This window comes from Celeribacter ethanolicus (assembly GCF_002407265.1).
GTDB classification, from domain to species: domain Bacteria; phylum Pseudomonadota; class Alphaproteobacteria; order Rhodobacterales; family Rhodobacteraceae; genus Celeribacter; species Celeribacter ethanolicus.
In genome coordinates this window covers 2,510,060-2,522,737 of record NZ_CP022196.1, presented here as the reverse complement: position 1 = coordinate 2,522,737, position 12,678 = coordinate 2,510,060, and the positions used below count along the sequence as shown (strand labels likewise).

Annotated in this window: 10 protein-coding genes, 1 tRNA gene, 2 pseudogenes and 1 riboswitch; of the genes and pseudogenes, 4 read left to right on the top strand and 9 right to left on the bottom strand. The window is 57.8% G+C overall.

The genetic code is table 11. The annotated features are described in order from the left end of the window. Nucleotides 1–45: 45 nt before the first annotated feature. A riboswitch (TPP riboswitch) is annotated at nt 46–151 on the top strand. A gap of 48 nt (nt 152–199) precedes the next feature. From thiB to CEW89_RS12415, 3 genes are read left to right on the top strand one after another with little or no spacing between them, the layout of a single operon-like run. Then, nucleotides 200–1,174, top strand: coding sequence for a thiamine ABC transporter substrate binding subunit (thiB, locus tag CEW89_RS12425; protein ID WP_096806106.1), 975 nt, complete (start codon nt 200–202; stop codon nt 1,172–1,174). Next, on the top strand, nt 1,150–2,694 hold the full coding sequence (locus tag CEW89_RS12420) for a thiamine/thiamine pyrophosphate ABC transporter permease ThiP (RefSeq protein WP_096806105.1): 1,545 nt from the start codon (nt 1,150–1,152) through the stop codon (nt 2,692–2,694). Before thiB ends, CEW89_RS12420 begins: the two co-directional genes overlap by 25 nt. Then, nucleotides 2,687–3,382 carry a thiamine ABC transporter ATP-binding protein gene (locus CEW89_RS12415; protein ID WP_096806104.1) on the top strand — a complete coding sequence of 232 codons (696 nt, stop codon included), beginning with the start codon at nt 2,687–2,689 and terminating at the stop codon, nt 3,380–3,382. The genes CEW89_RS12420 and CEW89_RS12415 overlap by 8 nt, the downstream gene beginning before the upstream one ends. Before the next feature lie 47 nt (nt 3,383–3,429). Here the strand turns inward: CEW89_RS12415 and CEW89_RS12410 are convergent, their stop codons facing one another. The 7 genes and pseudogenes from CEW89_RS12410 to dapF all read right to left on the bottom strand — a co-directional run bounded on the left by CEW89_RS12410 (nt 3,430) and on the right by dapF (nt 9,232). Continuing rightward, the gene (locus CEW89_RS12410) at nt 3,430–4,248 is read right to left on the bottom strand and encodes a cytochrome c1 (RefSeq protein WP_066703217.1); all 819 of its coding nucleotides are present in this window, start codon (nt 4,246–4,248) and stop codon (nt 3,430–3,432) included. Between the two features lie 17 nt (nt 4,249–4,265). Beyond that, a pseudogene (locus CEW89_RS21480) lies at nt 4,266–4,412 on the bottom strand (cytochrome b); the annotation flags it as partial. 104 nt (nt 4,413–4,516) lie between these two features. Continuing rightward, nucleotides 4,517–5,672 (bottom strand): annotated as a pseudogene (locus CEW89_RS12405) (cytochrome b); the annotation flags it as partial. A gap of 11 nt (nt 5,673–5,683) precedes the next feature. Then, nucleotides 5,684–6,247: a ubiquinol-cytochrome c reductase iron-sulfur subunit gene (gene petA, locus CEW89_RS12400; RefSeq protein ID WP_096807226.1), complete on the bottom strand. Its 564-nt coding sequence runs from the start codon at nt 6,245–6,247 to the stop codon at nt 5,684–5,686. Between the two features lie 188 nt (nt 6,248–6,435). After that, nucleotides 6,436–7,140, bottom strand: a complete 705-nt coding sequence (locus CEW89_RS12395) for a glutathione S-transferase (protein ID WP_096806102.1) — start codon at nt 7,138–7,140, stop codon at nt 6,436–6,438. After that, complete coding sequence (gene mtaB / locus CEW89_RS12390; RefSeq protein ID WP_096806101.1) at nt 7,137–8,396, bottom strand: tRNA (N(6)-L-threonylcarbamoyladenosine(37)-C(2))-methylthiotransferase MtaB; 1,260 nt, start codon at nt 8,394–8,396, stop codon at nt 7,137–7,139. The genes CEW89_RS12395 and mtaB overlap by 4 nt, the downstream gene beginning before the upstream one ends. Further along, a complete protein-coding gene (gene dapF / locus CEW89_RS12385) occupies nt 8,396–9,232 on the bottom strand; it encodes a diaminopimelate epimerase (RefSeq protein ID WP_096806100.1) in 837 nt (278 codons plus the stop codon). The genes mtaB and dapF overlap by 1 nt, the downstream gene beginning before the upstream one ends. Nucleotides 9,233–9,346: 114 nt before the next feature. Here dapF and CEW89_RS12380 point away from each other — a divergent pair. Then, a tRNA-Lys gene (locus CEW89_RS12380) sits at nt 9,347–9,422 on the top strand. 380 nt (nt 9,423–9,802) lie between these two features. Here the strand turns inward: CEW89_RS12380 and CEW89_RS12375 are convergent. Both CEW89_RS12375 and CEW89_RS12370 read right to left on the bottom strand, forming a co-directional pair. Then, nucleotides 9,803–10,954, bottom strand: a complete 1,152-nt coding sequence (locus tag CEW89_RS12375; RefSeq protein WP_157779842.1) for a reverse transcriptase family protein — start codon at nt 10,952–10,954, stop codon at nt 9,803–9,805. Nucleotides 10,955–11,156: 202 nt separating this feature from the next. Then, nucleotides 11,157–12,554, bottom strand: coding sequence for a phosphoribosyltransferase-like protein (locus tag CEW89_RS12370; RefSeq protein WP_096806098.1), 1,398 nt, complete (start codon nt 12,552–12,554; stop codon nt 11,157–11,159). Nucleotides 12,555–12,678 lie beyond the last annotated feature (124 nt).

The window sequence follows — 12,678 nt, the reverse complement described above, 5'->3', positions numbered from 1 at the left end:
TCGAAAAGAGCGGGTCTTGTGTCCGGTGGATTTCGCGCTAAGTTGATCCACACCTCGGGGTGCCCGTGAGAGATCACGGCTGAGATGCGAATGCGAACCCGTTGAACCTGAACCGGCTAACACCGGCGGAGGGAAGGTTTCGGCTGATCTACCCGGACAAGCTGCCCTTTTTCTTCGCCCATATTCTATGGAGCGAGCCATGAAATATGGTCTTACCCTTGCGGCCGTGATGGCCGCGTCCGCTGCCTCGGCAGAGCCTCTCACCATCTATGCGCCCGATTATTTCGCCTCCGAATGGGGGCCGGGTCCGGCGATCAAGGAGGCCTTCGAGGCGCAGTGCGCGTGCGAGATCGAGTATGTCACAGGGGATGTCTTGCCCCGTCTGATGCTTGAGGGCGAGCGCACCAAGGCGGATGTCGCCATCGGGTTCAATTCCGACGTGACCAAGAAAGCGCGCGAGACCGGGCTGTTTGCGCCGCATGGGCTGGACCTGTCTCCTCTGACCCTGCCGATCGACTGGCAAGATGACATCTTCCTGCCGTTCAACTGGTCCTACACGGCTTTCATTTACGACAACACCAAAATCACCAATCCGCCGACGTCGTTCCACGAACTGGTGAATTCGGATGAGGACTGGAGCATCGCCATTCAGGATCCGCGGACCTCGATCTCGGGTCTCGCTCTGGTGCTCTGGGGTAAGGAGGTTTTCGGCGATGACGCGCCGGAAGCCTGGGCCAAACTCGCGCCGAAAGTGACCACTGTGACCAAGGGCTGGTCGGAGGCTTATGGCCTCTTTACCGATGGTGAGGTGGACATGGTTCTGTCCTACACGACTTCCCCCGCCTATCACATCATGGCGGAAGAGGATGAGACGAAATCGGCGGCTTTGTTCGATGAGGGCCACTATTTCATCGTCGAAACAGCCGCTAAGCTGGCCGGAACAGATCAGCCGGAGCTGGCGGATGAATTCATGGCTTTCATCCTGTCGCCGACCTTCCAGAACATCATCCCGACCGCCAACTGGTCCTATCCGTCAGCTTTGCCCAAGGATCAATGGCCGGAGGCGTTTTCGCAGCTCAACTATCCGGAAAAAGCGATTTTCCTGAACGAGGACGAAGCTGACGCGCTTCGGGATGAGGCTATCGTCGAATGGCGCACCGCGTTTTCTCAATAACGTTCTGGCCGGGGCTTATAGCGGCGGCTCTGGTCGCCGCTTTGACCTTGGGTACTTTGGGCGCCGTGGCGCTTAGGGCGGAGACATTCTCTGCCCTCTCCTATTTCGATTGGCTTGCGGTGCGGTTTACCGTCGTGCAGGCGTTTCTCTCGGCGCTTTTCTCTGTTCTCTTTGCGATCCCTGCTGCGCGAGCCTTGGCTCGCCGCAGCTTTCCCGGACGCGAGCTTCTGATCACGCTTCTGGGGGCGCCGTTCATCCTGCCGACGATTGTGGCGATCCTCGGTCTGACTGCCGTGTTCGGCAAGTCGGGATTCGTGTCTGTCGTGCTGAGTTGGGCCGGATTAGAGCCGATTTCGATCTACGGATTCCATGGCGTCGTGCTGGCGCATGTGTTTTTCAATTTGCCTCTGGCGACGCGGCTTTTGTTGCAGGGCTGGGGCGCGATCCCGGCGGAGCGGTTCCGCTTGGCATCCTCTCTGCATTTCGGGCCAAAGGACGTGTTTCGCCACATTGAACTGCCGATGTTGCGCGACATTGTCCCCGGCGCCTTTACCGTGATCTTCCTGATTTGCACCACCTCTTTTGCGGTGGCTTTGACCTTTGGCGGCGGACCGAAGGCCACCACGGTCGAACTCGCGATTTATGAGGCCTTTCGGTACGATTTTAATTTGGGCAAAGCCTCGCTGCTCGCGCTGATTCAGGTGCTGATCTGTGCCTTGGCCGTTGTCCTGTCGCTCAAATTCCGCGTGCCGCAAATGGGCTGGGGAGGCCTCAATCGTGTCGTTCAGCGTTTTGACGCGCGGACAGTTCCAGCCCGCATCCTTGATCTCTTTTGGATCGTTGTCGTGAGCTTGTTTCTCCTGGCCCCGCTTCTGGCCATCGCCTTGCGCGGGGCTGCGGGGATCACCGATTTGCCCGCTTCGGTCTGGCAGGCCGCTCTGCGCTCCCTGATCACCGCGCTTGGCTCTGCCGCGCTGGCGATCCTGATGTCTCTCGCACTGGCCCTCTCCGCGCTGCGCTGGCGGGGGCTGGAGATCATTGGCATGTCCTCCATCGCGGCTTCGCCTCTGGTCATGGGTACCGGTCTCTACATCGTACTTTTCGCCATTACCGACCCGGCCGATTGGGCGCTGCCCATCACGGCCTTGGTCAACGCGGTGATGTCGATGCCCTTCATCCTGCGCGCGCTTGGCCCGGCTTTGATGGGGGCAGAACGCGATTACGGGCGTCTCTCTGACAGTCTCGGACTGACCGGTTTGAGCCGGGTTCGGCTCGTGTTTCTGCCACGTCTGCGCGTTCCTATGGGATTTTCCGCCGGTCTCGCTGCGGCTTTGTCGATGGGCGATCTGGGGGTGATCACACTCTTTGCCCGTCCTGAGGCGGCCACGCTTCCCTTGCAGATTTACCGCCTCATGGGGGCTTACCGTATGGATCAGGCCATGGGGGCGGCTTTGCTGCTTTTGGGGCTGAGTTTGACCCTGTTTTACATCTTCGATCTCTGGGGGAAGCGCCGTGCTTGAGCTTCAATCCATCCGTCTCACTCAAGGGGAGTTCACCCTGTCCGTCGATTGCGTGATTCCGCTCGGGTCTCGTGTTGCCGTCATCGGCCCCTCGGGGGCTGGAAAGTCCACGCTTCTGTCTTTGATTGGCGGGTTCGAGGCCCCCGATATGGGGCGGCTTCTGTGGAATGGGCAGGACCTGACCAAGGCTTTGCCGCATGAGCGCCCGATCTCGCATCTGTTCCAGGACAACAACCTGTTCGGGCATATGACGGCGGCGGAGAATGTCGGGCTTGGGATTCGGCCCAGCTTGCGCCTAACAAAAACGGAGCAGGCGCGTGTGTCCGAGGCGTTGAGTTCGGTGGGGCTCTCCGGGATGGAAGCGCGACGCCCCGCAGAGCTCTCTGGCGGGCAGCAAAGCCGGGTGGCGCTTGCGCGGGTGCTGGTGCAGGAAAAGCCGCTGATCCTGCTGGATGAGCCGTTTTCGGCGCTGGGCCCGGCGATGCGGGGCGAGATGATCGGGCTGGCGAAAGAGGTCAGTGCGAAACTCGGAGCCACCATGTTGATGGTCACTCATGACATTGCCGATGTGGACCGGTTTGCCGATCTGGTGATCTGGATCGAAGACGGGCGTTGCCTGCCGCCCAGAGACTGGGCGGAGATGAAAGCCGATCCGCCAGAAGGACTCAAAGCCTACATCGGAACATGAAAAAAGCGCCCCAAATCGGGGCGCTTTCTGTTTCGAGCCAACTCTGATCAGAGCGTGGTCTTTTTGCCCTTATGCGGTGCCCAGAGCTTCTTGTTCGTCAGGAACAGAAGCGAGGTCAGGATCACAAGGAAGGTCACGGCGACAAAACCGGCTTTCTTGCGCGCCATCATCTTGGGCTCGGCGGCCCACATCAGGAAGGCTGCGACGTCTTCGGCCTCATGGTGCAGCTCGTTGGAGTGACCGTCGGCAAATTCGACGTCTTCCCCATAGAGCGGCGGGGCCATGGCGATCCAACCGGTCGAGAAGGCGGTGTTCTCGTAATAGGTGGTGCCCGCTTCGACTTTCTCCTCGCCGGTGTAGCCGGTGAGAATGGCGACGATGTATTCCGGCCCGCCGATCCCTTTCAGGAACTGGTTGATACCGGTGCCCGCCGGACCGTGGAAGCCAGCCCGGGCCTTCGCCATCAGCGACAGGTCAGGTGCGTTCTGCGAGGCGTTGGCCGGGAAGTGGTCGTTCTCGGTCAGCGGACGCGCCGCGCCTTCTTCGTAGTCGAAGAGATGCATGTTCGCGGCTTCGTCGTTCACCGGATACTGGGCCGCATAGGCGCGGACCTGATCCTCGGGAAGCTCCGGGCCGCCTTCATCCGCAAGGGTGCGGATCGGCACGAATTTCATGCCGTGGCAGGCGGTGCAGACTTCGGTGAAGATCTGCAGACCGCGCTGAAGCTGCATCTGGTCGTATTTGCCGAAGGGACCCTCGAAGGAGAAGTCCACATCGTGGATATGCCCACCGCTGCCTGCGGCCATGGCGGCCGAGGCGGAGAGACCCAGAGCGGTGAGGGCGGAGAGGGTGAGTTTCTTGATCATGTTCCTCAAGTCCTTTCTCACTCGGCCGGCTCTTTGGCGGCGGACGGGTAGTGAGCGATGAAGTCTTCTTCGATCGTCGCCGGCATCGGCAGGGGTTTCTCGATGATGCCCAGAAGCGGGAGGATCACGAAGAAATAGCCGAACCAGTAGGCGGAGCCGATCAGGGCGAAGCCCGGGGCGGACATGCCGATGGTGTTGTCGAAATCGGCGCCGGAGAGGGCCTGCATGAACACCGGATGACCGTCGAGGATGCCGACCATGATCAGGTCTGTGCCCTGTGCACCGGCCCAGGTCAGGCCGAGGAAGAAGAACACGAGCAGCCCGTAGGCGACCTTGAACATCGGGCGGTATTTGCCGGAACGCACAGACGAGGTGTCGGTCCAGGGCACCAGAGCCATGGCGATGATCGCGCCGAACATGGCGAGCACGCCGAAGAATTTCGCATCGACGATGCCGCCCGTCAGGAAGCTGATGATCTGGACGAGCCAGACATCGGCGGTGAAAGCGCGCAGGATCGCGTAGAACGGCAGGAAGTACCATTCAGGAACGATGTGAGCCGGCGTCGAAAGCGGGTTGGCTTCGATGTAGTTGTCCGGGTGGCCGAGGTAGTTCGGCATGAAACCGACAACCGCGAAGAAGGCGATCAGGACCACGCCCAGGGCGAAGAGGTCTTTGATCACGAAATACGGCCAGAACGGCAGCGTGTCTTTTTCCGCTTCGGCTTTCGAGGTGCGGCGCACTTCAACACCCGTGGGGTTGTTGTTGCCGGTGTTGTGGAAGGCCCAGATGTGCACAATCACCAGACCTGCGATCACGAAGGGCAGGAGGTAGTGCAGAGAGAAGAAGCGGTTCAGCGTGGCGTTGTCCACGGCCGGTCCGCCCAGAAGCCAGGTCTGGATCGGCTCGCCGATGAACGGGATCGCGCCGAAGAGGCCGGTGATCACGGTCGCACCCCAGAAGGACATCTGACCCCAGGGCAGAACGTAACCCATAAAGCCGGTTGCCATCATCAGGAGGTAGATGATCATGCCGATGATCCAGGTGATCTCGCGCGGCGCCTTGTAGGAGCCGTAGTAGAGACCGCGGAAAATGTGCAGATACACGGCGAAGAAGAACAGCGACGCGCCGTTGGCGTGCAGGTAGCGCAGCATATGGCCGCCGTTCACGTCACGCATGATGTGCTCGACGGAGCGGAAGGCCAGATCGACATGCGGCGTATAGTGCATCACCAGAACAATACCGGTGACGATCTGAAGTGCGAGGCAGAACGCGAGGACGATGCCCCAGATCCACATCCAGTTCAGGTTTTTGGGTGTCGGGATCATCAGCGTGTCGTAGATCAGGCTGATGATCGGAAGACGGGAGTTCACCGCTTTGGTGAAGCCGGTCTTCGGTTCATAGTGGTCGTGCGGAATACCAGACATGAATTTCTCCCTTAGCCCAGAATGATCTCGGTTTCGCCCTCGAAGGCGGCGATCGGAACCGGAAGGTTTTCGGGAGCCGGGCCTTTGCGAATGCGACCGGCGGTGTCGTAATGCGAGCCGTGGCAAGGGCAGAACCAGCCGCCGAAGTCACCGGAGCCATCGCCCAGCGGCACACAGCCGAGGTGGGTGCAAACCCCCATCATGACAAGCCATTCGCCCGCTTCGTCCAGCGTGCGGTTCTTGTCTTCGGCATCGGCACCTGAGTCGATGTTGTTGTTGCGCGCGATCGGGTCCACGAGTTCGTCCATGGTCACGGCACGACCCGCGTCGATTTCGTCCTGGGTCCGGCGACGGATGAACACCGGTTTACCGCGCCATTTGACGGTGAGCTGGGTGCCGACCTCGACGCCGCTGATGTCCACGCGGATCGAGGAGAGCGCCTGAACGTCTGCGGACGGGTTCATCTGGTTGACCAGGGGCCAGACGGCAGCACCGGCGGCTACTGCACCTGCGCCACCTGTGGCGTAGTACAGGAAATCGCGGCGGGTGCCTTCGTGTTCTTCTACGTGGGACACGAGCAAATCTCCATTTTCTCCAGCCGGTCCTCCCCGGCCCATACGATGAGAGGCCATGGTTTTACCCTGGCCCTTCGCCGCCGCTTGTAGCGGCAGGAGGCCGCTCAGTCTAGCATTCAATGAATTGTGAACAGCGTGATGTGTTGTCGGGACTGGAAACTGTGTCCTATATAAGATATATCAGGGATTTATCTATATCCGTCAGAGGGCTTCTCGAAACCCGTTTGCAGGATGCCTTGGCATTTTGTCAGTTCGGCAAGTTCCGGCAATGGGAAAAGCACCGGCGCATCTGCAATGTGCCATTTCGCGTGCTTTTGCATGATCGCTGCAAAGCGTTCCGAGGCCAGAAAGCGGTAAAGCCAGCCCCGAACACCGGACCAGTCCTGAGTGTCGAACCACGCCTTATCCACCATGGCGAACTGCCGCACGAAGGTGATCGTGGCGAGGTCGGCCAATGTCGGGCGGTCGCCGTGCAGCCAGAGGCTGCGACGCAAGGCCGCATCAACTTGCCAGAGGATCGCGGCGGCTTTCGTGCGTTCTGCAGCGGGATCGGCGTCGCGATAGCGTGTGTCGTATTTGTAGCGGTCCAGCGCGGTCTTGAACGGACCTTCGATCCGGGCAATCCAGCCCGCCCCTTCGGTGGGCATGTCGCGCAACCCCTCCGGGTCGTTCTGCGTCAGCGCCCAATCCATGATGTCGCGGCTTTCCTCAATCACGCCCGTCCCAGTGATCAGCACCGGCACGGTGCCTTTCGGCGAGGCCGCAAGCATCTCTTGCGGCTTGTCGCGAAGCACCACTTCGCGCAGTTCCACCTCGACGCCTGCCGAGGCAATCGCAAGCCGCGCCCGCATCGCATAGGGACAGCGGCGAAAGGTATAGAGGATAGGTCTCATGCGGTGAGCTGCGTGCCTTTGACGCCGGTGATCACCGCCTTGAGGATCGCGCCTTCGTCTTGAGCCGTCTCGAAGCTCACCTCTGTGAACTGTTCCGTCCGACCCATATGCGGGTTTTCCATCAGGATCACATGCTCACGGCCAATTTGGGCCTGAAGATGCTTTTGCACCTGTTCATCCCCCACCGCCCGCAGCCGCGCAGCGCGGTCACGGATCACCTTGCCATTCACCTGACGCGGAATTTTCGCGGCGGGCGTGCCTTCGCGTTTCGAATAGGGGAAGACATGCAGCCAAGTCAGGTCGCAATCCGTCACCAGCTTCATCGAATTCTCGAACTGTGCCTCGGTCTCCGTCGGAAACCCCGCGATGATGTCCGCGCCAAAGGTCATCTCAGGCCGCAGCTTGCGCGCCTCTTCACAGAACCGGATCGCGTCGTCGCGCAGGTGCCGCCGCGCCATACGTTTGAGGATCAAATCATCGCCATGCTGTAAGGACAGGTGCAAATGCGGCATCAAACGTGGCTCGGTGGCGATCGCCTGCATCAGCATCTCATCGGCCTCAATCGAATCGATCGACGAAATACGCAGGCGCGGCAAATCCGGCACCAGTTTCAAAATCCGCATCACCAGATCGCCCAGATGCGGCGTCGCGGGCAAATCCGCCCCCCAAGAGGTCAGATCGACCCCGGTGAGCACCACCTCGTTGAAGCCCTTATCCACCAGCCGCTTGATCTGATCGACCACAACACCCGCGGGCACGGAGCGCGAATTGCCCCGGCCATAAGGAATGATGCAGAACGTACAGCGGTGATCACAGCCATTTTGGACCTGCACATAGGCCCGATGCCGTCCGAAACCGTCGATGAGATGCCCGGCGGTCTCCGTCACGGACATGATGTCATTGACCTGCACGCGTTCGGTGTCGCCTATGAAATTCGGACCCATGCTCTGCCAGGTCTCGGGCTGCATCTTTTCCGTGTTGCCGATCACCAGATCGACCTCGCTCATCGTGGCAAAGGTCTCCGGCTCCGTCTGCGCCGCGCATCCGGTGACGATGATCTTCGCCTCCGGGTTTTCGCGCCGCAGTTTGCGAATCTCTTGGCGGGCCTTGCGCACGGCTTCGGCGGTCACGGCGCAGGTGTTCACAACAACCGCGTTCTCGACGCCATTGGTCTCGGCCAGCTCCTTCATCGCCTCGGTTTCATAGGCGTTGAGGCGACAGCCGAGTGTCGCAAAGATTGGCGGTTTGGCGGACATCAGACGCGCTCCAGAAAAGACGCGTCGAATTCCGCCTGGAACACCAGTTGCGTCGGTCCGGTCATCCAGACGCCATCCTCGCGCCAATCGAGCGTGAGCCAGCCGCCGTCGACCTCCATCCGCACCTTTTTGTCGGTGAGGCCGCGCACAGAGGCGGCCACAACCGTCGCACAGGCCCCCGAGCCACAAGCCAGCGTGATCCCCGTGCCACGCTCCCAGACGCGCATTCTGATCTCATCACGGGATCGCACCTCTGCAAACTCGACATTGGTGCGCTGCGGGAAAAGCGGGTCGTATTCGACGCGCTTGCCCCAACCGGCGACATCGACCTCTTTGATGTCCGGCACAAAGAACACCGCATGGGGATTGCCCATGCCCACCGCGACAGGCTCACCTTCGAGTGGCAGGAAATCGGTGTCGACCGGATGCGACAAAGGCACTTCGTCCCACATCCGCTGCGGGTGGCCCATATTGACCGAGACCTCATCGCCTGCACGCCGGGCGATCAAAATCCCGCGCTCAGTGCGAATCGTAATCTCGTCCTTTCCCGTCTCATCCAACATCAACCGCCCGACACAGCGCGTGGCGTTGCCACAAGCGCCCGCCCGCGATCCGTCAGAGTTCCAAAAGTCGAGATCAATATCGGCGGCATCCGAGCTACGGATCTCGGCCAGCTGATCGAACCCCACGCCGCGATGGCGATCCCCCACGGCGCGCGCTAGTTCAGCGGTGACAATCGCGTCCCGCCCTCGTGAATCGACGATCACGAAGTCATTGCCCAGCCCATGCATTTTCAGAAACGGAAGGCGGCGGGAGGTGTCAAAATCCTGTTGCATGGGCGGGCATATAAACCTTGTCGAAACCTTTTCCAAGAAAATCTCAGTTTTGCGCTTGACGGTCCTGACCCACGACATTAAACCCCGCCGCACAGTCGATGAGACTGAGAGAGTGGGCCGTTAGCTCAGTTGGTAGAGCAACTGACTTTTAATCAGTGGGTCGCAGGTTCGAATCCTGCACGGCTCACCACTTTCTTACATTAATGTCTGGTGACACCCGACTTGTCCATTTGTGACGGGTTTCTGTCCATTTCTGACAGGATTCTTGTCCATTGGCCTCATGGAAGCTCATCCCAAGTGTGAGTCATGACACTTGGGATGCAAAGACTATCTCGGTGATGATCGCGACGAATTTCATTACTTCGGTATCTTTCGATCACCTTCGGGCGAGTACGACCGAGGCTCTACGAACCCTCGTAGCACGAAGTGAGCATCGAATGGCCTAACTGGATTCTACGCCACCACACATACAAGCTGCCGTTCAAGCCTTTTGACGCAGGCGCACTTAGAGCGCTGATCATTCATTCCCTTGGGAAGAGATAGGACCTCTCCGACTTTCTCGATCAATTCCTAAACGGGCCATTCAACAGAATCGAACTCCTTTAGAGACGCTTCTGCAAAGTCAGGTTCGATCATATTTGCAAAGTCAATTAAGCCGCGAAGATGTGCCTTCAGCCCCCAAACGGAGTCGAACTCTCGATTAAAGGCGTGCTCTACAGGCCCTACCTTTTTCAAGAAGTGTAGATGTTGCCGGATTCGGTCTCGTATGCTCTTCGTCAATCTTGGGTGTTCGGTCTCTACATTGAGACCCAGTACGATTTTTCTACTGCCCGGTGGCACAACAGTAGTTTTTCTCAAATTTGGCCTGAAGCCGGATCGTGAAAGAATAGCATACGCATCACAAACAAATTCTCGAGATTGGGACCGGCTAAAACCCTTGTCTTTTGTTGAGAAGCTCAGATCGTCGCTATAGCGCGTGTACGCAAGGCCGTTCTTGTGGGCTAAGGCTTGCAGCGCCCTATCGCAGTCTTTCATTGCAAGGTTTGCGAGAAGTGGACTAGTTGGTGCCCCTTGAGGCAGGTAGCCCAATATCTTCTGATCATACAATGGGATAGACTTGTTGGGGTGCCTTGTTTTCCACTGAGGCAAACTGCCTCTTGGACTCTCCCAATAGGTGCCGACAGTGCACAAACGCGCAAGCTCGAATGCGACTAGCGGCTGATATCCAAATGATCGAAAAATACGAAAAACTTGAATTTCGGATACTGAACTAAAGAAGTCCGCGATGTCTATTTTGATCAGCCATTTTGCTCCACAGTGCCGTGATGCGCATTTCTTTATGGAGCTACCCTTGCCGAAAGCCTGGCTTGCTGGATGAACAGGCACGCCTTTCAGAATGTGCTCATTGATCCAGCGTTGAGTGTGCATCAGTTTGGGTGTCGGGACGTGAATGAAACGTCGACCACCAGAGCGCTTTCGGATCGAAAACTTTTTGTAGGATTCGAAGTCTTCAACCCCGTTCATTGCTCGCCGCATCACGAAACCTCGAAGCCATTCATATTCGACGCAGGTACGCTTGGCCAAATGGTTCAGACTCAGAATTGAGGGAAGGCTGAGCTCTGAATAGATAAGGAGTTCACTTTGAACGATTGCGTTGTCTAGCAATGTTTCAGAAACGCCCTTGGCTAACCCTTGGTTCTTGTAGGATTGAGAGGACCACATAAAACTACTCCGATGCGTCGCCGCAGGCGACGGCGCGCTCTGGTGACCCGAGGCATACGCTGGATGAGGCAGAGTGCGCCGTCTCCAGCCATGCGTGGGCTTTTCCGTGAGGCCCCGGAATCCGTACCCCAACATCCACCTTACAGTGGTGTAGCGATCCTCCTTCGCCCCCGAGGGTGCGAATTTGAATCGCTCGCTAGCACTAGTCATAGGTGACCGCTCTCAACTGACGAGGATAGTAATAATCAGAGCCGACGGCAAGGAAGCCTTGGGGTGAAAATGACATTCGTTTCGCCGCCGTCAGCTCAGATAGCCCCCTCGGTGTGATCCGGCGCTCCGGTGTTAGGAATTGCCACTTGATGCACTTCGATATCACCGCCTCACATTCCTTAGAACTCAGCCCTGTCGCATAGCAAATCACCGCTCTTTTTCGTTGCCCCTTTGCGATGATCCCTAAGATCACGAGAATTAGAACCCCAAGTTCTCCCCTTCTCATCAAGGCCCCAGATTTCGCCAGCCGTGTCTGGCCAACGTCACGAAGCGTTTGTATTGCATCGCCACGCATGATCTCAGGGGGGAAAACTGACGCGGTTGTCGTCCCCACAGTCCTGTTGGGGAAAACACCTACCCACTTTCCGTTTTTGTCGTCTGGATCCCACAAAATCGCAGGCGTGTTGTTTGGGCAGCCATGTTCAAAAACTAGGGAGGACATCCCTTGCTTGAAGCCCCACCAGAAATGCTTACGGGTCTTCAAAGCTCTACGGCCATATTTTTCGCATAGGTCGGACAGTGCTTGCCGCCGCTCAAGATTGATAGGTAGGGTTGAAAAGGTCGGTGAATCTCGGTGGATTTTCAGTTCGGGTCTTGCCCTGAGACGTCTTAAGCTTCTGATCCCATGTTCGGTCCCAGAATATGCCACCACTTGAATTTTTATATGTTTCGATGAAAGCCACGAAATGATGGTTTTATCGCGCCAGAAAGCTTCGATGAACTCAGACACTCGGCGTCCAGACCCAACGTAGTCATCAACAAACATCAGTGAATCACATTTGCGCACCCTTAGTTCTTCTCTTGAAGGGTGATTCAGCAGTTTGTCGGGGTGCGCTCTCGAAAGTTGCCGGATGATTTGAGCAACTATCGCCTCGCTGCCTTGATCCGAAGTAGCATCAACCGCGTTTATACTCTTTCCATCGTCGCTTAAGGACACCTGATCGAAGAAGGGTATGACTGGTCCGTCCCAGGCACCCTCCTCAATCTCTTTTTTCATTTCTCTCACCGCATAGAGAGCAACCGGCCCATCCAGCTCATTTGAGGACTCAACAATTAAGGTTTCAAGGTTTCTTCGAAATTCGTTGTGAGAGACTAATGTAAGCGAATTTAGAAGAAGCTTCGCTGTTTCTTGATCGAGCGGTTCGAACTGATCCAGCCAGATCGTCGCTTGCTGAGTGTATATCAGCTTGCGCGCGTTGGGCTGATCTGAACTTTTTGAATTTTCTAAACTCATCTTCTGTATACGCTTCTCAAAACCCAGGCCGATTAGAATTTCCGCCGCCAAAAACGCGTTTCTGCGATCACCTCGCTCTCGCGGCGGAAGCGCCATTTTACATTTTCCACCCCTGCCAATACTCGGACATTTTCATCCAAATCTGTATACCCATGTGCGGCACCGCAGATAGTGAATGCAGCCTAAGCTGGGCCTTCGCGCGAGGCGCAATTGGTTCTCG